Origin of the sequence: Alteromonas sp. BL110, assembly GCF_003443615.1 — a bacterium.
Classification (GTDB): domain Bacteria; phylum Pseudomonadota; class Gammaproteobacteria; order Enterobacterales; family Alteromonadaceae; genus Alteromonas.
In genome coordinates, this window is sequence record NZ_CP031967.1 from 1594820 (window position 1) to 1618882 (window position 24063).

Genomic DNA, 24063 nt, shown 5'->3' on the forward strand with positions numbered 1-24063 from the left:
GCTTTCTGGTAGTACTTGTATTTCAACTAAAGTTGAAGCTATAGTAAAAAGGAATTCTCAATTCGGGCTGCTTCAGCAAAAAACAGCCCGAATTGAAACAAACAACTTGTCGGAGTGCTTCACTGTTAATCCAGTAAGCTGAGACCGCGAAAGTGGGATCCGTAGAACCTGATCAGGCTAGTACCTGCGAAGGGAACAAGAAAATACAATGTGTACGATGTTAAGCAACAGTTTGGCATTGTGAAGCAAGGTTAGAATTTTAGTGGTTTGCTTGGCACTTTTATAACGGGCACTAAGCGTTAATTTTGAGATAAAGCATCAAATTCCAACGATGCCATTTGCAACTCAAAGTAAATTGCTCCAGACCTTAAGAGCAAACAACAGTAAAAGGTAACGGGCTCATTCTTAGCATCTTTACTTTCAACCTTACTACAGTAGAGGTTTACTCCTCTTAACACTTACACACTGTATTCTCCTTCACTCCTGACAAGCATTTTTAGAACCTATTTTTACAAGGTAAAATGCTATGTCGAACAGACGCGAACAACGCCAACAAGCTCAGCAATTCATAAATGAACTAGCGGGCGAAGCTTACCCAAATTCAACACGCCACTACGAGTGTGGTAGCCGCGACGACATTCGCGTGGCCATGCGCCTTATCCACCAGCACGACAGCTTAGTCGGTGGCACCGAAGAAAACCCTATCTTAGAGCCCAACCCACCGATTCCGGTGTATGACACTTCAGGGCCCTACGGCGACCCGCAAGAAAACATAGATGTACACACGGGTTTAGCACCACTTAGACAAAAGTGGATTGAAGAACGCAGCGATACTGTCGAATTAGAAGGCGTTTCATCAAGCTTCGCGAAAGAGCGAGAAAACGACATTTTTACCGAAGATTTTCGCTTTATTCGAAGCCGCAAACCACTAAAGGCAAAAGCAGGCAAAAACGTAACCCAGCTTCACTACGCAAGACAAGGCATTATTACCCCTGAAATGGAGTACATTGCCATTCGTGAAAACATGGGCCGCCAAGCCATTAAAGATGCCGAGCTTACGCAACAGCACAAAGGCGAGCACTTTGGTGCGAATTTACCCGACACCATTACGCCTGAATTTGTACGCCAAGAAGTAGCCGCAGGCCGTGCCATCATTCCATGTAACATCAATCACCCCGAACTAGAGCCAATGATTATCGGCCGTAACTTCCTGGTGAAAATAAACGCGAATATTGGTAATTCTGCAGTAACGTCATCAATAGAAGAAGAAGTAGAAAAGCTAGTGTGGTCTACGCGCTGGGGCGCCGACACCATCATGGACTTGTCTACCGGCAGAAATATTCACGAAACTCGCGAGTGGCTGCTACGTAACAGCCCAGTTCCTCTTGGTACCGTGCCCATTTATCAAGCGCTAGAAAAAGTAAACGGTGTAGCCGAAGACTTAACTTGGGAAATGTTTAAAGACACGCTTATCGAGCAAGCTGAACAAGGTGTGGATTACTTTACCATTCACGCAGGCGTGTTGCTTGAATACGTTCACCTTACCGCAAAACGGGTAACTGGCATTGTATCGCGGGGCGGTTCGATAATGGCAAAGTGGTGTTTAAGCCACCACCAGCAAAGCTTCTTATACGAACACTTTCGCGAGATTTGTGAAATTTGCGCCAAGTACGATGTGGCGCTGTCACTTGGTGATGGCTTGCGCCCCGGCAGCGTGGCTGATGCTAACGACGATGCGCAGTTCTCTGAGTTACGTACCCTGGGTGAGCTAACTAAAATTGCCTGGGAATACGATGTTCAAGTAATGATTGAAGGCCCAGGGCATGTACCAATGCACATGATTAAAGAGAACATGGAAGAGCAGCTTACGCACTGTCACGAAGCGCCGTTCTACACGCTCGGCCCACTTACTACAGACATTGCACCTGGCTACGATCACTTCACATCAGGCATTGGCGCCGCCATGATTGGTTGGTTCGGTTGCGCAATGCTTTGCTACGTAACCCCTAAAGAGCATTTAGGGTTGCCTAACAAAGAAGACGTTAAGCAGGGGCTTATTACCTACAAAATAGCAGCTCATGCTGCCGACTTAGCGAAAGGCCACCCCGGCGCGCAAATACGCGACAATGCCATGTCGAAAGCGCGCTTTGAGTTTAGGTGGGAAGATCAGTTCAATTTAGCCCTCGACCCCCACACTGCTCGTGCTTATCACGATGAAACCCTGCCTCAGGCGTCTGGTAAAGTTGCGCACTTTTGCTCTATGTGCGGCCCCAAATTTTGCAGCATGAAAATTTCTCAAGAGGTGCGCGATGTCGCTAAACAAGCAGAGCAACAAGAGTTTGAGAAAGAAAAAGGCATGAAAGACATGGCTGATGCGTTTAATCAGTCGGGTGCTCAGCTTTATCACAGTGCAGATAGCAAGGTAGAGTTGCCATGACAAACAGCCACCAAAACACATCCATTTCACAGCCACCTTGTGCGGGGCTGCCAGTGATATGGTGTGTAGGCGGCGTTGACTCGAGTGGTGGCGCGGGAATAACCCGCGACGCCATTACGCTTGCCGATTTAAACGTTCATGCCTGCGTGCTAACCACTCAGCTTACCGTGCAATCAAACCTGCAGTTGCTGAATAAAGAAAGCGTGAGTGCATCTGCGTTAAATCAGCAATGGCAGGTGCTATACGAAGATACACCACCACGCGCTATTAAGATTGGCGCCATAGCAAACGATGAACAAGCGCTGTTGCTATGCGCACGTATTCAGTCGTTAATAAAGCCTCGCCCCTTTGTGATATGGGACCCTGTGCTGTCATCGTCATCTGGAGGCGTGTTAACCGACTTAAGTGAAAGTGTCATCGACGAGTTGTTAAATACGGTAGATTTGGTTACCCCAAATATCGACGAGCTTGCCTGGCTGTCTAACTTACCGGTGAGCGATGATACAAACTTAGCTTCAGCAATAAACCGGCTCATTGGTAAAGGGGCAAAGAGTGTTTACGTAAAAGGCGGCCACGCCGAATGGCAAGCACAGGCATATGACACCTTTGTCTGTGCCTCACACACTCTTCATTTTTGTCAGGTGAAGGTCAATAACGGCAAACTTCGGGGTACGGGATGCATGCTAGCAAGTGCGATTGCGGCATTTATCGTTCACGACTATTGCATTGAAGATGCACTAACCCTAGCGAATGCCTATGTGTGTGAAGTAAGGCGAAGTACCCTTTGCGAGCCTGATACGGACAGCGCTAAGGCGCATAATCATGGGGATAGTTTACCCACGCACTTCCCGCGGTCTAACGGTTTCCCCTCGCGCGCTGCAAGTTTTCCAAAGGTAAATTTTCACCAAGGTGGCACTGTTTTTTACAATAAAGATTTGTGCCTAGAGAATTTATCGAACAGCGTCCCCCCCTCAGAAAGTGAGCAAGGTAATATAGCCCGCTTCCCTACACTCACTCATACGAACCTAGGCATTTACCCCGTGGTAGACAGCGTTGAGTGGATAGCGCGGCTTTGGCCGACGGGCGTAAAAATCATTCAACTTAGGGTAAAGGAAGGCTCACAACAAGAAATTCGCCAGCAGATAAAAGATGCTATTGAGTTAGTAGCGCACACCAACTGTCAGTTATTTATTAACGACTATTGGGAGTTAGCCATAGAGCTTGGGGCTTATGGCGTACATCTAGGCCAAGAAGATCTCGATGCCGCCGATTTAAACGCCATTCGAAGCGCAGGGCTAAGGCTGGGTATTTCAACCCATGGATTCGCTGAAATTCAGCGCGTTCGCGCACTGACCCCGTCTTATATTGCTCTTGGTCATATATTTCCAACCAATACCAAAGACATGCCGTCTAAACCCCAAGGTATAGAGCGCTTGGCAAAGTATGTGAAGCTGTGTGAAGGCATACCCACCGTAGCCATTGGGGGTATTAACTTATCGCGCATAAGTGACGTTGCTAAAACCGGCGTTGACGGTATTGCCGTGGTTAGTGCCATTACACATGCGGAGCATCCGCTAAAAGCTTACCAAGCGCTGACGCAGGAGGCGGGTTTTGCCTAGTCAATCTGTACATCATACAGCTAATGGCCCATTTAATTACGCTAATGGCCCACGTAATAACGCTAGCGGCTTTAGCCCCCAACTTTCGCACCAAGATATACAGCGTTACAGCAGACAGCTTTTACTCGACTGTATTGACCACGATGGTCAGCTTAATCTAGCGAACGCCCATGCCGTTGTTGTGGGGCTGGGCGGCCTAGGAAGCTTAACCGCCCGATATTTAGCTGGCGCAGGTGTTGGTAATATTACTTTGATAGATGGCGACACTGTCGATATCAGTAATTTACAACGCCAAGTTAGCTACAACGAAATGCACTTAGGTGAGCTCAAAGCTAAGTCGTTGTATAACGAACTTCGCAAAGTTAACTCTCACTTAAACATACAGTTTAGAAGTAAGTTTGCTGATAGTAATAACTTACCAACCTTAATTTCATCAGCCACCTGTGTACTCGATTGCACTGACAATATTACAGTAAGACGACAGATAAATGCGGCGACCTATCGCGCATCGATTCCACTTTTTATAGCGGCGGCCAGCGGGCTCACCTGGCAAGCGCTGAACTTGCCTCAAAACTCAGCGACCTGTGGTTGTTACGAGTGCATAGTGAATAACATAGCCGTACGCGAAGACTGCCTGAGCAAAGGCGTACTTGGCCCCGTAGTTGGTATGGCAGCATGCCATCAGGCAACACAAGCTTTGTTGTTTTTAGCAAAAGGGTTTAAGGCCGACATTAAATGGGGCCACTACCTGACCGGGAATGCTGGCTTAGGTTCCCTACAAAGCTTTGCATTACCCCCCTCTTCTACTTGTGAGGTTTGCAATGACACAAATTAAAGTAAACGTAAACAATCAACCTATGGACGTTATCTCGCCGATCTCACTTAGCGAGTTAATCTCCCTCAAACAACTGAATGACGACGGTACCGCCATTGCTAAAAATGCCGCCATAGTGAGTAAAAAAGAATGGTCGACCACTTACCTTAAAGACAACGACACCGTTGATATCTTCACCCTAGTGGCAGGAGGCTAATATGCTAACGCTTGCAAACCACACTTTTTCATCACGCCTTTTAACCGGTACAGGAAAGTTCAGCAACGCCGCCACTATGAAAGACGCAGTGGCCGCTGCACAAAGTAACATTGTTACCTTAGCAATGAAGCGCGTGGCAAGTAATAGCGCGCAAGATGAAACGTTAACGGCGCTTCGAGAGTTAGGGGTTACCCTGCTGCCTAACACATCGGGGGCTAAAAATGCCCAAGAAGCTATATTTGCAGCAGAACTTTCTTATGAAGCGCTTGGTAGCCCATGGATAAAGTTGGAAATTCACCCTGACCAGCGCTATTTGCTGCCCGACCCCATAGAAACCCTTCAGGCCGCCGAAGCACTAGTAAAAAAAGGGTTTAACGTACTGCCTTACTGTGGCGCAGACCCCGTTTTGTGTAAACGTTTAGAAGAAGTAGGCTGCGCCGCTGTTATGCCGTTAGGTGCACCCATTGGTAGCAATCAAGGATTACAAACTAAGCCTTTTTTGCAAATTATTGTTGAACAAGCCTCTATTCCGGTCATTGTAGATGCAGGTATTGGCAAGCCCAGTGAAGCCATGGCGGCCATGGAAATGGGCGTCGACGCAGTATTAGTAAATACGGCCATTGCCACTGCCCAAAACCCTGTTGCTATGGCAGAGGCCTTTGCAAATGCTGTGGAAACAGGCCGAAAAGCATTTGAAGCAGGGCTTGGGGCAACATCTGATTTGGCGCAGGCTTCAAGCCCGCTTACTGCCTTTTTGGAGCCAGCGGTATGAAGGTAGCACGGGCGCTAATGCAGCAAGACTTAGCTCATCTAGCTATGTCAGTTAACAGTAAAACCGCGAACGATGTAGAGCGAGCGTTAAACGCAAATACACTTTCGTTAGATGACTTTATGGCGCTTATCTCACCTGCTGGCTCACATTACTTGGAAGCCATGGCAAGTCGCGCGCAAGCACTCACCCGCCACCGGTTCGGCAATACCATGCAGCTATTTGTGCCTTTGTACTTATCGAACCTGTGTGCCAACGAATGTACCTATTGCGGCTTTACCATGAGTAACAAAATAAAGCGCAAGACCCTATCTATAAGTGAAGTACTTACCGAAATCGAAGCTATTAAAGACATGGGCTTTTCTCAGGTGTTGCTGGTAACAGGCGAACACGAAACTAAGGTGGGCATGGACTATTTTGAGCAAACCCTCAGCGCCATTCGCGACAAGGTAAGCTACCTTATGATGGAGGTGCAGCCATTAAAAAAAGAGCAATACGAAACCCTAAAACACCAAGGGTTAGATGCTGTTTTAGTGTATCAAGAAACTTATTTTCCCCAGCAATACGCCAGCTACCATACCCGAGGTAAAAAGCAGGATTTTTTATGGCGATTAGAAGCCAGCGACCGCATAGGGCAAGCCGGTATAGATAAAATAGGTATAGGTGCGCTACTTGGTTTAGGTGACTGGAGAGTTGATAGTGCTATGACCGCCCTTCACGGCAAATTAATTCAGCAACATTATTGGCAAAGCCGTGTATCTATTGCTTTTCCGCGTCTTAGAAGCTGCGAAGGTAATAGCACTGGCGGGAATGCGCTCACCAACAGCAAGCTGCCAAATGAGCGAGACCTGTTGCAGTTAATTTGCGCCCACCGCTTGTTCAACCCGCAAGCGGAGTTATCCCTGTCTACCCGCGAGTCGGCTGCGTTTAGAGACGGCGTAATGCCGCTTGGTATCACATCGATGAGCGCTGCGTCACAAACTCAGCCCGGCGGTTACAGTGAACCTTCACAGGCACTAAATCAGTTTGATATTGATGACAGTCGCTCGGTGCCAGAAGTGGTAAATGCGATTGCAAGGAAAGGGCTAGAGCCTGTTTGGAAGGATTGGATGCCCTTTGAAGTACGTGTTTAGGCTTACTACACTGGATGCCTACTAACGCTCAAGGCATGATTAAAGCGCTGATTTATAGCCCATCAAACATTAGTTTTTTTAAGGCAAAATAAATAAAAAATTTGTTTTGCTTTCGTGTAAAACCCTCCGTAAAATCCGCCCAAATTTTAGCCAGACGCTATTTTTAAGCGTCTGGCTTTTTCGTCTTATTTGTTCCATATTACATTTATCAGAAGTTAAGGAATTGGCGTTGGATACTTTTGAATTTATTCAAATTCGAAAATTTATTGTGAAGCTTGGAAAAATGCTTCACAAATACGGTACGCCTGCATTTCGGCTAGAGGCCTACCTTGGCGACGTGGCAGAGTATTTAGGCGTACATGCTTCTTTTATCTCTACTCCAACCTCGCTCACTTTTGTAATCTGGAGCGACCGTCACGAAGACGAATACAACCACTCAGCGCGATTACAGCCAGGTGATTTAGATATGAACGCGCTGTCGCTAACCGACGAATTAGCTAGCGAGCTATTATCGGGAAACCTTTCGCTAACTGAAGCCGATAAGCGTCTAAATGAAATAGATGCGATGGGCAGCCCCTACGGCAAATTATCTACCGGAACGGCGTTTGCCATGGCCACGGGCGCATTCGCTATGCTAATGGGTGCAAGCTGGAGCGAAATTGGCTGGTCTGCGGCACTGGGCATTATAGCCTACCTGTGGACCTTATGGGCAGAGCGCTCGAAGCGCGTAAACCTAATGCTAGAACCTGTTACGGCATTCGTAGGCGGCATTTTAACCTGTGCCATAAGCCAGTATGTTGACCCGGGAATTAACATTCCCTTGGTTGTGCTTTCATCGGTCATTGTATTTGTGCCTGGGCTTGCGCTGACGATGGGCTTAGCGGAACTATCTTCCCGTAACATGGTGTCGGGCACAGCCCGCACTATGGACGCCATTATGCAGTTATTCAAACTGTATTTCGGTGCGTTTTTGGGTGTATCGGTAGGCTTTAGCGTATTTGGTGAAAACGTGTATACCCCGGCTGAATCGTTGCCTTACTGGGCAACTTGGCTTGCTGTGTTTTTACTTTGTATTGCGCTTGTTGCGATATTTAGAACCCGTATTAAACACATCCCGTGGGCACTGGCAGCGGCGTTTATCGCTTACAGTGCAACTGCATGGAGTTCAGATTACATAAGCCCTGGGTTAGGTGCATTTGTAGGCGCGTTTGCGCTAGGTATTTTTGCTAATGCCTTCACCCGCATTGCCAACCAGCCTGCCACCATAGTTGCAATGCACGGGCTTATTGTTCTAGTGCCGGGGTCGAAAACCTACATTGGCTTAAACTCGTTTATGACCGGTCAAGACTTTGTGAAGGCCGATCATTTGGGCCAAGAGGTGTTTTTGATTTTCATGTCGCTAGTAGCTGGGCTTATCTTTGCTAACGTGGTTATGCCCACCAAAAAGGCGCTGTAACAGCGTTTGTTACGGCGCAGCCTCGGGAAACCAAACCTTTGTTTAGCAAGTTAATAACGCTAACTTGTAAGTGGCAGGTTTCCCTAAACAAGCTTAAAAAAGACAGCTTTAAAAAGGTAGCGTAGCTAGAAGCGCTATTTAAGCAGCTTGATTAGCGCTCTTCCTAAGCGAGCGTTAAGCGCACCTGCGGCAATGGCTTCAGCCGAGTTTTCCATAAACTTGGCTGACAAGCTACCGCCAATTTGATTAGCCACTTCGTCGGTAGCTAAGTCGAATACGCCCTGCGCTGCAATGTTTTGCGCCAATACTTTTAGCAGTTTCCAGTTTCCCGCTGTGCTTGGCCTTACCCCGTATACTCGCGCCATACGGCGAATAGTGCGAAAACTAATCCATACTACGGCAAAGGTTTGAATAAGGTTGTTAGGGCTAATAAATGCCAGGCTTCCTGCGGTTACCGATTCTTTATTTAACACCTTATGTGCTTTTTCCTGCACTGGCTTCAATACCGTATCTTCGTAAAGGCCAAGTCGCTCAGGCCCCGTCATGTCATCTTGAAGCTGCTGTTTGTAGCGGTCAAAACAATGCGCCGCGTAAGAGCTTCGAGAAAAGCGTTTGCCGTGCTGATTTAACACGCGGTCTATTTGTTGCGGCGATGTTTCACTTCCTTTATTAGCCAGCAAATCTCGAATAACGCTGGCATCTTCCATCGCTGTGTTTACTTGCTTGTAGCCACGCCACTCTTTAAAGCTTAGAAAGCTAAAACAGCTAACAAACCCCACCAGCAGCGCACCTAAAACGCCTGTTCCAATGGGATGCTCAGAAGCGTTCGCGGCAAGGGTGGTGTAGGCTTCAAATACAAAAAAGCCAATTAACGAAACAACACCAAAACCCAAGGTTGCTGCACCTAACGAAAAGCCACCTTTTTTCGCTTCTACTTCCCAGACGTCTTCGGTGACTTGCTGTGGAAGCTTGGTTTCAGGCTGCGCGATATCTAAAGTTTGCGTTTTCACTTTGGTTTTATACTGCGGCTTGTTTATTTCACTACTATTTTGCTCGCCCTGAGATGCTGTTTGAGATTTCGGGTTTGCTTCATCTTGCTGATCGCTATTTGCGCCATAAAGCGCTTCGCTTCTGATATTGGGCGAGTTGCTAATATCGGACGAGCGAGGCGGCTCTGGGCTTTCGTCAAATGTATAAGGTTTATCGCTCATTCTTGCTCTCCTTTGCCCAGTAAAAACTGAAGCAATCTGTCTACGCCCTTACCCGCTAAAATACGCGCTTTGAAATCACTCGGCACACTTACATTAGGTACCGGGAAGTGACTGCCCTCTTCCATATCTTTTAATGTACGGGGTATGGATTCAAACGTAGATTCTACATAATGGCCATCGGTGTCTTTGTAACGAATAGCGTCTGGGTTACTGCCGTCGTCAGTGACTTGCATGCTAGACACCAAAAAGTGTTCAAACTGAATAGGTTTTCCATCGAACCGTGCTCTGGCTCCCTCTGTAATTTGGGTGAGCAAGTTAAGTAAGTTTACGCGCTGATTTACCGGCACTAAGTCAGACTTAGTGGCAACAAACGCCACTTTTCCTATCTGTTCTTTTTTCAATATATTGCGGGAAAACCAAGTACTTTGGCCGTACACAAAAGTATCGGCCAAGTGACTTAACGTTTCTTTTAACTGATACAAATGCTGTCTGCTGTGGTTAAGCCCTTCAAACAAATCCACAAGAATAATTTGCTTATCGGTTTCTTTGAAAATGGACTGCTTTAACGGTGTTAGCCAAGCACTTTGAAACTTCGAAAAATGCTTATCAAATATTTTAAACCACGGGTGCGACACGTCGCTGGTAATGCTAGAAGGCAGCGGCGTAAAGCCAAAAGCCTGCCAATCAAAATCGCTCGACTCCAATAAAAAACTGCCCGGCTGAAGCAAGGATATGCCGTTAGCTTTAGCCTCAACCAAATAATCACGGTAGGCGTTAACAAGCAGCTGAATGCGCTGTTCCGTGGGCTCTTGTTCAAAATCAAACTGATTAACAAAAGCTTTCCACTGGCTTGCAAAGTATTGCTGCGGCCCGCTGCTAAGCTGCGCCCATGCAGAGTCTGACCAATGAGCATAGGTTTTACTTAACATGGGAATATCGGTAACCCACTCGCCAGGATAGTCAATGAATTCAAACACAACTTCGCTATGGGGCAAAACATGACGCTTAAGTGAAGCGGTTTCTTTTAAACGTACCACTAACTTAAAGCCAAACGCTTCTTCAGTAGCCTTAGGCCACTGGCCGTTTTCAAGATCAGCAATATTCTGCAAATGCGGAAAGGGTTTATAGCCTTCAATGGGCGCTATGCGCATATCAAGCACCTGGGAAGGTGGTAAATATCGCAGCAACGGCAGACAGGCATAGCCCTCTTCACTTCGGCTTTTCAGCATGGTGATAAGGCTCGTGAACAGCATAGATTTACCACTTCGACTTAGCCCGGTAATAGTGAAACGGTGCGTTTCTTTGTTAAACGCACTGCTAAGTTTGTCGCCAGTTAGCGACGCCATAGCCCGAGTTTTGTCAAAAAGTGTAGCGATGTTTTTCTGCATTATTGTTTTGTGTTCTGCCTTTGCAGCTCCTATAGCTTTAAACCTATACCTTTGAACCTATTACCATGAAGATAAGGTGCCGCGAGAGCAGCTTTCACTTCATTGCCCCCACTTTAGCATAGCGTTAGCGATATAAGAGTAATGCGGTTTCGTAGGGGAAAAGCAAGGGCAGTGCCATTTAAACACGCTTGGTTCCAGTTAACATAGCCTTGTCTACAGGCTGTTAACTAATGCTCGCGAGTTTGATTAAAGAACTTTTTCTTTATGCGGTTTTTGCTGGAGTGCCAGTGGTTCTTAGGTTTGCGAGGTGCGTTCTCGATAACGTGCTCAAAATCAATATCCGACTTTTTAGTTGGCGGCACATGGGCGCAAAAGAATGTATCAATGTGTGACTGTGCCAGCTTTTTTAAGCTTTCGCGATATTGATTTGGATGACATAACGGATACGGCGGTACTAGTTCGCCTTTTACTTGTACCAATACATCGGCGATGTAAGCCTGCCGCGTAGGTATGTGCTTAAGCGTTAAGTCGTGATCGGTATGGCCGGGCGTGTACATTACCTGCCAATCGGGAAAACCCGGCAAAAGCTGATTGTCGGCAAGCGTGATATCTGGCGCTAAAATTGGGTTGTACCAAATAGGCATTCTAGGTTTACCAATACGGTTTGCCACCCACCAGGTTAGCAACAAATCGATACCATGAGCGGCACGCCCGGCAAAGCCTGCATACCAGTTGATAGCTTTGGGGTGAGAGGCCACCTGTGCCCCTGTGCGCTTACGCAATTTAATGGCGCCACCAGCATGATCGGGGTGCATGTGGGTAACCACAATAAGCTTTAGGTCTGTTAAAGGGCGCTCCAAGGATTGGGTAATGTATTTACACACATTGTCTACATCGGCTCGACTACAGCCATCGAGCAACAGCAAGCCACTGCTGTCTTCAACAAGATAAATATGCTGTATGTAGCCTGATAATGTGTGAATTTTCATTACTACTTCCTTTTCACCCGAACCTGCAGCGCTTGCTAAAAGTACTTCGTAAGAAGCACGCGCACTTACTTCTACCCACTTTCAAAACCATCACAGCCTTTTACTATAAAGTCGCGAAGCACCACAATGCACAAACACTTTGCTGGTATTCGCCTTTCCCCAGCGACGAGTGGTATAAACCTTATCAAAACCTATCTGGTATGACCAGATTCAGCAAACAAGTGTAGCATCAAATCCCGTAGCCACATCAATCCTGGCTCGCCTTCTTGTTGGCTATGCCAGTAAAGGTGTGTTTCCAGTGCGGGTATTTGATAAGGGAGTTTAGTGCTGATCAAGTTATCGTCGCTTACTGCATCGGCCACCGAACCCGGCAAAGTTAATAGCGCCTCAGTATTTGCCACCACATCTGCCGCAGCGCGATAGTTTTGGCAGCGCCACAAAGAGGGCCGACTTACGCCTAGCTGTTGCAGCGCAATTTCTTCCACCGACGCACCTTTAGCACGATTAGACACCGTAATATGACGGGCCGTTACATACTTTTTCTTATCTAAACTCTGTGCCAGAGGATTTTGCTTATTCATAAGCACTTTGTAAGTATCGCGACGTAACAGCGAATGTGAAATAGGCGCGGCAACGGCACGACCAATATCAATAACTAAATGAAGATTTCGATTTGATAGGTCTGCCAACATGGTATCGCGATGTAAGCGAGTGCTTACTATTTCGATATTAGGCGCTTGCTTTTCTAAGGTTGAAAGCAGTACAGGCAAAACCCCTAACTCTAACGACTCCTGCATGGCAACAACAAAACGTTGATGGCTGTGTAGCGGGTCGAAATCGGCAAACTCCCCTAACGCCTTTCGAATATCGCCCAGGGCTTTTAAGATAGCGGGCGCTAACCGTTCACAGGCAGCGGTAGGCAACATGCTTTGTTTTTCTTTTACAAAAAGCGGATCGCCTAAAATATCTCGAAATCTTCGCATGGCATGGCTCACTGCCGACGGCGTAATGTGCAGCGCTTCGGCCACGCGGGTCATGTTTCTATGCTGCCAGAGTGCTTCGAAAACCTTGAGTAAGTTCAAATCTAGCTTTTCAAATTGCCTATTTTCTAACACCCGCACCACCATGAATGAAATTCACACTATTTAAGGATTATATTTCATTTCATTCACCGAGCAAGTTTCTCTAGTATGAACTTGACGAATAGCTTTTGCATAGCTTCAGTGCTTACTAATAAACATGGTTTGTAAGTGTTGATTAAACAGCCCGAATATATAGCGCGAAGCTAAAACACGCTGCTCCTAAACATTACAAATTAGAGCAAACGGTATAAAGAAAAAGGTGCCCTATGGATTTTTCACATAACGACAAAACCAAAGCTTTATTAGAAAAGCTTGATAACTTCATTGCTGAGCATATTGCGCCAATTGAAAATGAAGTTTACGACTTTCATCATAAAGAGAATAATCACGGCGATTGGAAAAGCTGGAAGCTACACCCTGGCACTGAAGCACTTAAAGCCAAAGCACGTGAAGCGGGCTTAGCTAACTTATTTTTACCAGATGCTGAATTAGGCCAAGGCCTTACCACGCTTGAATATGCGCCAATGGCTGAGCGCATGGGTAAATACTTATTTGCCCCTGAAATATTTAACTGTAATGCACCTGACACCGGCAACATGGAAGTGCTTTATCACTTCGGTAGCGATGCACAAAAAGAACAGTGGCTAACACCCTTACTGGCTGGCGAGATCCGCTCAGTGTTTGGCATGACCGAACCTGACGTTGCGTCGTCTGATGCCACCAACATGGCCGCAACCATCATTGAAGATGGTGACGACGTCGTTATTAACGGCAAGAAATGGTGGTCGACAGGCTTAGGGCACCCTAACGCGGCCTTCACTATATTCATGGGTTTATCGAACCCTGACAACGACAAACACAGCCGCCACAGTATGGTAATAGTGCCGCTAGACACGCCTGGAATTACCATTAAGCGTATGCTAGATGCTTACGGCGATTACGACGCGCCATACGGCCACGGCGAAATGCACTTTGACAATGTTCGCGTAAGTAAAGACAACATTATAATGGGTTTAGGCAAAGGGTTTGCGATAGCGCAAGGCCGCTTAGGCCCTGGCCGTATTCACCACTGTATGCGCGCAATCGGCATGGCCGAAAAAGCTTTAGAGCTTGCGCTTAAACGCGGTCATGAGCGCGTTGCTTTTGGTAAGCCTATCATCCGTTTAGGCGGTAACTTAGAACGCATTGCCGATGCTCGCATGGCTATTGAGCAAGCGCGATTACTTACCCTTCACGCGGCGTGGAAGATAGATAACTTAGGCGTTAAGCACGCTATGACAGAGATCTCGGCCATAAAAGTGGTAGTGCCGAACATGCTACAAAACGTGGTGGATATGGCACTGCAAATTCACGGCGGCGCAGGTATGTGTAGCGACTTCCCACTAGCACGCTTTGCCGCTGGCGCCAGAGCCCTTCGCCTAGCTGACGGCCCTGACGAAGTACATAAAGGTATGGTGTCGCGCTTAGAGTTAAAAAAATACCAATAGCAAAAGCTAATATAAAAAATGCGGCTTAATGCCGCATTTTTTTATAGGTTCTAAGAAGCTCAAAGAACTAGTTGTCTTCTTTACGCTGCTCGATGCGCTGATGTAGCGCGTCTAGCTTGCTAAAGCTGTCGAACAGGTCTGGGTGTGTGGCAACTAACGCTGCAACATGCTCGAAAGCTTCTTCTCGCGTGTCTTTAGTAAGAAAACGAATATCGTCATCGCTAGGTAAGCGATTGAGGTCAATTCCTACGCCTGTAGAAGAGGTTCGAATCTTCATTGCGCGAAAGTCTTTCACAAAGCGGGGCTCGCAACTCTTGCGGGCAATTTGGCTACCAATGGGCTTTTCATACTTGCAGATAACATCGAATTTCGCAGTTTCATTGATGCTATTGTACAGCTCTAAGAATTCGAAGCGCTGTTTATCGAAGGCTTTCTTTAATTGCGGCGTGGTCTTTTCGCCGAATACTTCAATGCTTTCAACGCGTTCTTTGTCGTTTTGCGCGGCTACCTGAAAGCTTGCTGCAAGCGCTAGCGAAAGCGCAGCTGTTTTAATGGCATGAAGCCCGTATTTACGTGGGTTTATCACAATTAACTTCCTCGTTGTTTTACTTGTACATTTCTTAAACTAGCACTTGGATAAATTTCAGTCAAAAAAATACCGCTTCCTATAACAAAGAAGCGGTATTTAATTTTGTTTATAAACTAGCTAGTTAGCTTATTACCTAGCTAAAACTGGCTTAGTAAGTGTAGCGAGCCTGCACGTACCACATACCACCATTGAAGCCAAACGGGCTAGACTCAGAATAAAGCTGACCTAAGCTTCCTGCGCTAGGGTTTTCTTCTGGATATTCGTCGAACAAGTTGTTTACACCAACAACAAGATCTAAGTTTTCGCTATAAGAGTATTTGGCTTCTACGTCTATCAAAATAGCCGCATCAATACCATCTACGCCATTACCTGTGTCGTCCCAACCACCGTAGTAGTTAGCACGAACTAGGGTGCGAAGTGCGCCTTGCGTGTGAGTCCAAGAAATATTACCGCGAAGGTTTGGCAGTAAGTCTTCAATTGCAGCAACACGGCCTTCGCCAATTGGGTTAAGCGTACCTACATCGTCCACTTCTGTTTCGTTGTAGTTTGCCGCTAGCGTAATACGTGAATTACCTTCCCATAAATCGAAGCTGTAGTTACCTACGATGTCGATACCGCGTGTAGTAGTGTCGAAGCTGTTCGAGAAGAAGCGGAACTGTGATAGGTCGTCTAGACCAATAAAGTCTGAACGGTCGATAATGCCCGATGCATCAAGCTCGGTAAGCGCTTCAGATACGGTTGCGTAGTCTGTACCGCCACCTGCGAAGTTAAGTGCGTCTAGGAAGTTGACGTTGGCACCTAGTGCAACACGGTTTTCCATTTCGATGTTATAGAAATCGATGGTCCAGCTCATGTCTGCCACATCAATTGATGCACCAAACGAGAAGTTAACTGCTTCCTCTGGCCCCAAGTCTGGGCGTCCGTTACCTTGGCTTTCAATGAAATCTGCCGCTAGCTGACCTGCCGCTGACGATAATGGCAATGTACCTTGGTCAATTAGCACACCGTTCACGTTTTGCGTGGTAACGTTAGTAATGCTTGCCTGCCCCGCTGTTGGCGCGTGGAAACCGGTTGAGTATGCACCGCGTAAACGGAAATCGTCAGTTACGTGGAAAATACCCGCAAGTTTAAAGTCGGTAGTATCGCCAAACTCACTGAAGTCTTCACGACGCAACGCTGCTTGCAAGGTTAGTTGATCGGTAACGTCAGCTTCTAAATCAATATAAACCGCGTTACTGTCTTGCGACGAGCTGGTATCACGAGGGAAACCACCAAAACCGTTCGAGCTAGACGAGAAGCCTTGGCTTGCTAGCGGGCCTAGTGCGTAAGACGCTTCATCACCGGCAAACAAATCAAACTCTTCTTTGCGGTATTCTGCACCAAACGCAACGTTTAAGTCAGATGCTAAACCTACATCTACACCGTATACAAAGTTAAGGTTAACCAAGGTTTCGGTTTGCTCTTGTCCACCAGGCACAAAATCACGCGGTGTATCTGGGCCTAAAGACGCATTAATGGTGTTCTTAATGAAAAAGTCAGTACGGTTAGAGCCCCGCTGGGCACTGAAGTCGTAGCCTAAGCCGTTACCAATTTCTAAGTCACCACGTACACCTACGGTAAACGCCATGTCTTCGTTATCGCCACCAAAGCGCGGTACAAAGCCCGTTGGGATGGTTTCAATGAACGAGAAACAGTTATCGTCAGCCTGTACTTGTGCTAGGAATGTTGGGTCTGGGAATACATTGCCTTCACCGCCAATTGGAATACCGTCAATACAGCTTCCACCTACGCCTACACCGTCTAGGTCGCCAACAAGTACTGAGTGTACGCCGTCTGGGTCGGCTAAACCTGTTAGTGGGTCAACCGTTGGGCCTGCATATACACCGCCGCGCTGGCTTCCTTCCGTTACCGGGTTACGGTAGAAGAAACCACCGGTAACCGTACGTTTACCGTAGTTACCAAATAAGTAAAGCTCGGCTTTGTCGTTTAGCTCGTACGCTGAGTTAATAAATACTTTATAGTCGTCTTCTACGTCTGGCTGGCCCCAATACTGAGGTACTTCATTGGTATAGGTATTAATGGTAGAAAAATCTGACTGACTTAAGTAACCGGCATCGACCATACCTTGTACGTCGTCACGCACGACTGAGCGTACGGTACCTTCAACATCGCGAATTTCACCTGTGATGTTCACAAAGCCGTCTGCACCTAGCGAGAAACCGGCGTTGGCTGAAATAGTGTAGTTGTCGCCATCGCCTTCATAGGTAGAGCCATAGTTTGCGCGGAACTCGAAACCTTCATCATCGTCGCGAAGCAAGAAGTTAAGTACACCTGCGATAGCGTCTGAACCGTACTGCGACGATGCACCGTCACGCAGTACTTCTACTTGCTTCAGGGCCAGCGAAGGAATTGCTGATATATCTACACCCTGCGCACCGTCTGAAATACCGCCGCCAAGGAAAGAAATGATAGAGCCACGGTGACGGCGCTTACCATTTACCAACACCAACACGTTATCTGGTGATAGGCCTCGCATGTTTGCCGGGCGCACAATGGTAGCTGCATCGCTGATTGGCTGTGTGTTTACATCGAACGACGGTACGTTAGTACGCAGCATGTCTTGCACGTCGCTAGATGAGTTCTGGCGGAATTCATCGCCGGTAATTACGTCTACCGGCACAGGTGAATCTGCCGCTGAGCGGTTGCTCATACGCGTACCGGTTACAATGATATTTTCAACGTCTTCTGCTTTTTCTTCTGCTTCTTGTGCAAAAGTTGGCGCTGACATTGCCGCAAAAAACGGTAAAGAACTAGCAATAATGGCTGAAGTTATTCGATTAAGTTTTTTTCCCTTAGGGAAGTTACCTTGATCCACTGTGTTTCTCCTTCAAGACTTGTTGTTTTTTATATGGTTTTAATATTTTTATTATTGGCGTGGGTAATACTTAGCAGTGACTGCCAATAAATACGCATGACAGTTACACTAATAAACATCGAACAATTAGAATGGAATAACTAAAAAAGAACCCTGAAAGAGATAATTATCACTCATAAGGCGTAATTTATATTAGTCTTTAGGATAGTGTCGCTTTTGGGCTTTCTGAAGGATGGGATTTAGGGCCGCTTTTACTTAAGGTAAAGCGAGCTGAAAGTAGAAGGGTTAATTATTCTTAAGGTTTTGTAATCAGGGTAGTTATTAGACAAGCGGCAGCTAACCCTGAAAGATTAGCTACCTTTGCCATTTAATAGCGCTTTATTAAAAGCTATACGAAGCACTTAATTGCGCGTTAATGCCTGCGCCGTAGTAACCCACAGTATGTAGGCTGTTAATGTACTTCTTATCAAAGATGTTGTTGATGTTCATGCGAACCGTTAGGTTTTCAGTGAACGCTTGCGATGCATACACATTACCCAAGAAATACGCACCTTGTTCAACGTTATAATCGACATTACTTATCTCAGACTGCCAGCGACCGCCAAAGCCTACTTCTACCTCTGGTGCTTGCGGTACGGTGTACGCTAGTTGGAAGGTTACTACGTCGCGCGGCGCCCATAGGTTAGCATCGTTACCTTGTTCATCTTCTACGTCGATAGCGGTATAAGACGCATTAACACGCAGTGCATCGGTTACCTGCCCCGCCACTTCAATTTCAAAACCATCAGACTCTACCGACACACCCTCATAGTAATACTGCAGGGTTTCTGGGTTAGTGCCAGCGTAAGCGGCTAGGTTGTCTTGCTCTGCAGTAAAGTAAGCGAACGTTGTTAATAAACGGTTGTCGAACCACTGGGCTTTCACACCCGCTTCAAAGTTTTGACCTTTGGTAGGGTCTAGGTACTGGCCGTTAATGTCGTACTGCTCTTGTGGCTGGTACACATCTGAATAACTTACATACGCGTTCACATCTTCAGTTACCGCGTAAGTAGCACCAACATAGGGGCTGGCTTCGCTTTCTGAGTTATCGATAACCGCGCCTGCGTTTTGCCCTGTACGCTCGAAATCAATAGCGTTGAAACCAGCAATTACATGCATTTCATCGGTAACGCTGAAACGCGCAGAACCAAAGTAACGCGTTAGGTTTTGCTCAATGTTCGAGTACTCGGCAGCGGGTAGCCACTCAGGTTCGGCAATAGCATCTAACGCGTATGGGAACGCTGGCGTTGGGCCGAATGCAGGCGTAGTAGCGTAATCAAATGAGTGAGCAGAAGACACATCGTCGCTGGTAGCGTGGCTTACACCAAAGTTCACTTCGTGATTGCGGCCAAACAGCTCGAAATCACCAAATACACGGCCTTCTACAAGATGAGAATCGCGCTCAGAATCGTAACGACCCGGCCAGCCAACAAGGCCTAAACCCGTGTCTTTATCAATTGCGCCGTAGGCATAAAACAGTTTGCTTTGATCTTCAAAGTCGCGGTAGTTATAGCTAAGTAGAAGCTGCCAATCGTTATCGAACACATAGTCTAGCTCTACAAACGCGTTAGTAGTTTCGGTATCCCATTTGCTCCACTCTTGGGCAGTGGTATCGCTAATGTCCCACTCGGCTTGGGTGCCATCGGTGTAGTTAAATACTAACCCGCCCCAGGTGTTGCCGTCGGTATTCGCATCTTGATAAGACAACCCAAACGTTACGGTAGCGTTATCGGTTAACTGGCCGTCGATAACACCATAAACAAAGCTGCGATCGTTCTCTAAACCATCTAGGTGTGACTCTTTATCTTCAAAGCTACCTACTACACGGGCTGCCCAGCTGCCATCTTCAGTAAGCAGCATTGAATAGTCGCCCTGAACACGCTTAAAGTTGTACGAACCAATGCTTGCGCCAATTTCACCGCCTTCTTCGTTGGTTGGACGCTTACGTACATAGTTAATGGTACCTGACGCATTACCCACACCGGTTAGCAGGCCGTTAGCACCACGAATAACTTCAATTTCTTCATAACCGTAAGCTTCAACAGAGCCGGTAACAATGCCCCAGTCGTTCGGCAGGCCCACACCGTCTATTTGAGTGTTTTTAATTTCAAAACCACGGGCGGTGTAGTTAGTACGGTTGGTTTCCCACTCTTCTACGTTAATACCCGGCGCAAGCTTTAGCGCATCATTAATATTAAACGCGCCAAACGACTGCATTAAGTCTTCAGAAAGAATGCTAATAGACTGCGGCGTTTCGCTAATTTCCATGGTTAAGCCCGTTGCACCGCGGCTAACACGGTTTTGACGAACGCCCACAATACGAATTTTTTCAACGTCTGCTTCTTTAACTTCTACCGTATCGTTTTGCGTAGTTTGCGCATTTACCGACAATGCAAACGCGATAGGCGTTAGTGCAAATAAACTGCTTAATTTCATGGTTTTCTCTGTTGTTGGTTTTGGAGGGTTGTTTTTTCGAGCGGGAGTATAAAGCAGCTTAAACCAAATTTAAATGATAATTATTACTATTTACAATTCAGCAAGAGGTGAAATCGCTAAACGCTGGCTGCGCTGAGGGTAATGCGATAATCTGTACTTTAGATCAGGGAGACATCGACGTTTTGACCAGCAATACAAAAAAAACCATTACGCATTACAGCGAAAAAGCACAACACTATTACGATTTGTATAACTCGGTAGACGCCGAAAGTGTACATGGCGATTGGAAAGCATTTCTACAAGACGCCAAAGCAGGCACAGCGTTAGACGTTGGTGCTGGTAGTGGCCGCGACGCTAACTGGCTAGCTGAACAGGGCTGGAAAGTAATAGCCGCAGAACCTGCCGATGAACTAAGAAACCTTGCACAAGCCAATTCACATAACAGTGTTACATGGTGTGACGCTAGTTTACCCGCGCTTACCGCCCTACCCCAACGGCCAAAAACATACGACCTAATACTGCTTTCAGCGGTATGGATGCACTTGCCGGAAGCTGAGAGGCCACCTGCTTTAAATCGGTTAGCTGAATTACTTTCGGAAAACGGAACCATGTACATAAGCTTTCGATTCGGCCCAAATGATGAGGCAAGGCCCATGCACCCTGTAAGCTATGGGGAATTGGCAACCTTAGCGAAAAATAATGGACTAACTGCACGTAATTTAAACCCAGTTCCGAGTCAGGATGGTTTAAAGCGAGATGATGTGAAGTGGGTTACGGTTGAAGTGGTGAAGGGATAATGTCTGCTACGAAGTAATATAGACGTACTAGCTCTAAACCCTATCTATCTCAAAATCATAAATTGGAATGTTGTTCTTAGTAACGCCAATCTCTCTGTCTATCATTATCTCAGCGAGCGTTTCACCGTCGATAAGAACTATTGGTACACACCCTCGTTTGAAAGCAATATCCTTTGCTTCCTGAGTAAACTCACTTGTAGTTATAAATATTCCCTGTTGAAACTCCCCTTGAATATCACCTCTGAACTGTGAAATATCAGGGCGAGATACCTTATTGTTTCGTTTGTACCGTTTACATTGCGCTGCAACGTGAAGCTGAGAAATACCAACCTCTAAATAACCTCTTACGTCTATTCCACCGTCTCTGCCTTTTTTAGTGACAGTCATGTTCTCAAAACCGTAACGCTCTAAAAATCTTTGGCAGAAAGACTCAAAATCCTCGGGCTCTAGGCCATATAAGTGGTCGATAATGTGCCGAATAGTATTACTCTTTAGCTTTTGAGCGAGCTGATTTATTAAGGTCAGATCATCGATTTTTACTTCTCGAACCGTTCTATTTTTTTCTCGGAGATTACCGCTTTCAATGTTCGAAAAAAGTCCGGCTTCGTTCTTTCTGAAGCGTTTAACTTTCGCATCACTTGCCCATGACGTTTCAACACAGTGCCGTTCCATTTGAATTCTCAAAACGCTAACAGGGTCTTGTGCGCCAAACTTATAAAGCGACCTTTCTAATATTTTGGCATACACTTGCTTAACCGAACTTGGAGCATCTAAAATTTCTAATGCCGTTTCTGCTGCTTCAACAATGGTTAATTTGCTCATATGTAGACCTAAATAAATTCGTAGTAACGTGGTTAAGGAAAGTCACTTGCAAGCGCTATTAAATACATACACTTACGATAGCGAGCCAGCTTAGCTACAAACTAAATTGTTGCTTATACTCTAACTATCGATTAACAATAGAAAAAACTCTGCCAGTAATGTAGATTATACGAAAGTCTAAATACAACCAATTAGTTATACTCTTTAGGTGTGGTTTAGCAATATTTTAGAGCAGCAGGTGAAATGCTGTGTGTTGTCTAAAAGAAATAGGGAGGTTCATCGCATGGTAGACAATGTAAGCTTCATTGAGGCTTTATCCATTTTATCAAAATCTTCCCCTTTTGCTGTCTCGACAGAAAACAGTGGGCAAAAGTCATCTCTTCTTAACGAAATCAAAGAATACTTATATATCCAGTCGCCTGTAGAAGAAAAAGTTCTTTCTACGATATCGGCACTTAGTACCCAAAATAAAAAAATTTTGTTTTTATGTGGAAGTAGCGGCGACGGAAAATCTGAAATTCTTACTCGATGTAAAAAGACTTTTGACTCGAGAGTGCGCTTCCACCTTGATGCTACGCACAGCTTTGCTCCAAACGAAAATGCTATTCAAACTTTAGATCGCGAAATAGAAAATTACCTATCGGGAAATGCTCCTCTCGTTATTGGCATCAATACGGGCATGCTGGCTAACTACGCCGAAGAAGGCGCTAACGAAAATGTTGCTCAAAGTATAAAAGCATACTTAGATCGTCAGAGCTACAGTGATGAATTTATCTTCATCAACTTTGAGGACTTTCCCAAGTTTCAAATTGGCGATAATGAGTACCATGCTGAATTTCCGGAAAAGTTCCTAAAGCGAATTACACAGCAAAACGATAATATCCTCCGTCAGCTTTACGATAGAGATAAAGCAAATAAAAACGATGTAGACAGTAAAAGGTTATTCGCAAATTATGAGCTTTTAAGTCTGCCTTCTGTTCAGACTGTAATAATTGATTTGCTTTTCAAAGCCCGTTTGAAAAAGGATCAATTCCTAACTGCTAGGGCATTACTCGACTTCGTTTTTGGGCTTCTAGCTGGACCAGGCTATTTGTTCGACAACCTATTTAGTGGCGGTGATAACGAGTTAGCTGAAAAAATTGCAGAATTCGATCCTGCGAACTTAAGAACCAAACAAATTGATAGGTTTATCTTAGCGTTTGAACTGAAGTTGACTGACAAAGATTTTGAAGACTTCAGTGAAGCGCTTACGAACATTGGAATCAATAACGTAAAAAAAGCGCATTCATATCTAAGGCTCTTCTACGCTCTGAGGTATGACAATTACGGCAATAACTATCACGCGAATTTCAGAAGCGACTTTTCAGAGTCACTAATCGAGAAGTATATTCATTGTTATAAGCTTCATCGTGACTTCAATGGCGACAAAGCAGAAAGAGAGCTTTTAAAGAACTTTTACAACAAGACTTTGATCCAAGCTGTTCGCAAACATATCAACCGAAACGCTCCATATTTGAGTAAAAATCAATACTTAACTGCCGAGGTTAACGGTTACCTGCTGACTGCAAAGTTAGATATAAAGCCAGATTACAAGTCCATCCAAAACGATAAGCCTCAATCAGCTTCATATTTTAACGTTCATTTGAAGGTTAAAGTTAATGATAGTGAAGTTAAAATTAGGCCTATACCACTGAACATAAATTTACTTAGTTTATTGATCGAAATAGTGAATGGTTTCAGACCCAACAAACATGACAAAAGCTCTATTGTCATTCTTGACGAATTAGTCGACGACATCACAAAGGTAGCCAACCAATCTCACGATATCCAAGTAGTAAGAGGACGTAAGCGATTTGAGCTACGAAAAGTCGAAGACGATGATATTGAAGTAAGTGAGGTTTAA

Annotated in this window: 18 protein-coding genes and 1 riboswitch; of the genes, 10 read left to right on the forward strand and 8 right to left on the reverse strand. The window is 45.8% G+C overall.

All coding sequences use genetic code 11. The features are described from left to right. Window positions 1-100 precede the first annotated feature (100 nt). A riboswitch (TPP riboswitch) is annotated at window positions 101-212 on the forward strand. A gap of 314 nt (window positions 213-526) precedes the next feature. From thiC to D1814_RS06985, 7 genes are all read left to right on the forward strand, one after another. Next, entirely contained in the window at window positions 527-2437 is a 1911-nt protein-coding gene (gene thiC / locus D1814_RS06955; RefSeq protein WP_118490827.1) for a phosphomethylpyrimidine synthase ThiC, read from the forward strand. Next, entirely contained in the window at window positions 2434-4056 is a 1623-nt protein-coding gene (thiE, locus tag D1814_RS06960) for a thiamine phosphate synthase (RefSeq protein WP_118490829.1), read from the forward strand. Before thiC ends, thiE begins: the two co-directional genes overlap by 4 nt. 97 nt (window positions 4057-4153) lie before the next feature. After that, window positions 4154-4891 (forward strand): HesA/MoeB/ThiF family protein, encoded by a 738-nt coding sequence (locus tag D1814_RS06965; protein ID WP_310794137.1) that lies wholly within the window; start codon window positions 4154-4156, stop codon window positions 4889-4891. After that, on the forward strand, window positions 4878-5087 hold the full coding sequence (gene thiS / locus D1814_RS06970; RefSeq protein ID WP_118490834.1) for a sulfur carrier protein ThiS: 210 nt from the start codon (window positions 4878-4880) through the stop codon (window positions 5085-5087). The genes D1814_RS06965 and thiS overlap by 14 nt, the downstream gene beginning before the upstream one ends. A 1-nt stretch (window position 5088) precedes the next feature. Continuing rightward, window positions 5089-5859, forward strand: coding sequence for a thiazole synthase (locus D1814_RS06975; protein WP_118490836.1), 771 nt, complete (start codon window positions 5089-5091; stop codon window positions 5857-5859). Next, complete coding sequence (gene thiH / locus D1814_RS06980) at window positions 5856-6989, forward strand: 2-iminoacetate synthase ThiH (protein WP_118490838.1); 1134 nt, start codon at window positions 5856-5858, stop codon at window positions 6987-6989. Before D1814_RS06975 ends, thiH begins: the two co-directional genes overlap by 4 nt. Window positions 6990-7218: 229 nt before the next feature. Further along, window positions 7219-8445 carry a threonine/serine ThrE exporter family protein gene (locus D1814_RS06985; protein WP_118490840.1) on the forward strand — a complete coding sequence of 409 codons (1227 nt, stop codon included), beginning with the start codon at window positions 7219-7221 and terminating at the stop codon, window positions 8443-8445. 134 nt (window positions 8446-8579) lie between these two features. Here D1814_RS06985 and D1814_RS06990 read toward each other — a convergent pair whose 3' ends face one another. The 4 genes from D1814_RS06990 to D1814_RS07005 all read right to left on the reverse strand — a co-directional run bounded on the left by D1814_RS06990 (window position 8580) and on the right by D1814_RS07005 (window position 13160). Next, complete coding sequence (locus D1814_RS06990; RefSeq protein ID WP_118490842.1) at window positions 8580-9656, reverse strand: YcjF family protein; 1077 nt, start codon at window positions 9654-9656, stop codon at window positions 8580-8582. Then, entirely contained in the window at window positions 9653-11044 is a 1392-nt protein-coding gene (locus D1814_RS06995) for a YcjX family protein (RefSeq protein ID WP_118490844.1), read from the reverse strand. Before D1814_RS06995 ends, D1814_RS06990 begins: the two co-directional genes overlap by 4 nt. A 227-nt stretch (window positions 11045-11271) precedes the next feature. Further along, window positions 11272-12033, reverse strand: coding sequence for an MBL fold metallo-hydrolase (locus tag D1814_RS07000; RefSeq protein ID WP_118490846.1), 762 nt, complete (start codon window positions 12031-12033; stop codon window positions 11272-11274). 191 nt (window positions 12034-12224) lie between these two features. Beyond that, window positions 12225-13160, reverse strand: coding sequence for a LysR family transcriptional regulator (locus D1814_RS07005; RefSeq protein ID WP_183037583.1), 936 nt, complete (start codon window positions 13158-13160; stop codon window positions 12225-12227). 221 nt (window positions 13161-13381) lie between these two features. Here D1814_RS07005 and D1814_RS07010 point away from each other — a divergent pair, with 221 nt between their 5' ends. Next, complete coding sequence (locus tag D1814_RS07010) at window positions 13382-14602, forward strand: acyl-CoA dehydrogenase family protein (RefSeq protein ID WP_118490848.1); 1221 nt, start codon at window positions 13382-13384, stop codon at window positions 14600-14602. Window positions 14603-14669: 67 nt separating this feature from the next. Here the strand turns inward: D1814_RS07010 and D1814_RS07015 are convergent, their stop codons facing one another. From D1814_RS07015 to D1814_RS07025, 3 genes are all read right to left on the reverse strand, one after another. Next, window positions 14670-15188 (reverse strand): hypothetical protein, encoded by a 519-nt coding sequence (locus tag D1814_RS07015; RefSeq protein WP_118490850.1) that lies wholly within the window; start codon window positions 15186-15188, stop codon window positions 14670-14672. 151 nt (window positions 15189-15339) lie between these two features. After that, window positions 15340-18066, reverse strand: a complete 2727-nt coding sequence (locus tag D1814_RS07020) for a TonB-dependent receptor plug domain-containing protein (protein WP_232368996.1) — start codon at window positions 18064-18066, stop codon at window positions 15340-15342. A gap of 381 nt (window positions 18067-18447) precedes the next feature. Beyond that, window positions 18448-20541 carry a TonB-dependent siderophore receptor gene (locus D1814_RS07025; RefSeq protein WP_118490852.1) on the reverse strand — a complete coding sequence of 698 codons (2094 nt, stop codon included), beginning with the start codon at window positions 20539-20541 and terminating at the stop codon, window positions 18448-18450. A gap of 182 nt (window positions 20542-20723) precedes the next feature. Here D1814_RS07025 and D1814_RS07030 point away from each other — a divergent pair, with 182 nt between their 5' ends. Continuing rightward, the gene (locus D1814_RS07030; RefSeq protein WP_118495332.1) at window positions 20724-21338 is read left to right on the forward strand and encodes a class I SAM-dependent methyltransferase; all 615 of its coding nucleotides are present in this window, start codon (window positions 20724-20726) and stop codon (window positions 21336-21338) included. A gap of 33 nt (window positions 21339-21371) precedes the next feature. Here D1814_RS07030 and D1814_RS07035 read toward each other — a convergent pair whose 3' ends face one another. After that, a complete protein-coding gene (locus D1814_RS07035) occupies window positions 21372-22160 on the reverse strand; it encodes a restriction endonuclease (protein WP_118490854.1) in 789 nt (262 codons plus the stop codon). Between the two features lie 283 nt (window positions 22161-22443). On the opposite strand from D1814_RS07035, the gene dptF reads away from it, so the two are divergent. Beyond that, a complete protein-coding gene (gene dptF, locus D1814_RS07040) occupies window positions 22444-24063 on the forward strand; it encodes a DNA phosphorothioation-dependent restriction protein DptF (protein WP_118490856.1) in 1620 nt (539 codons plus the stop codon).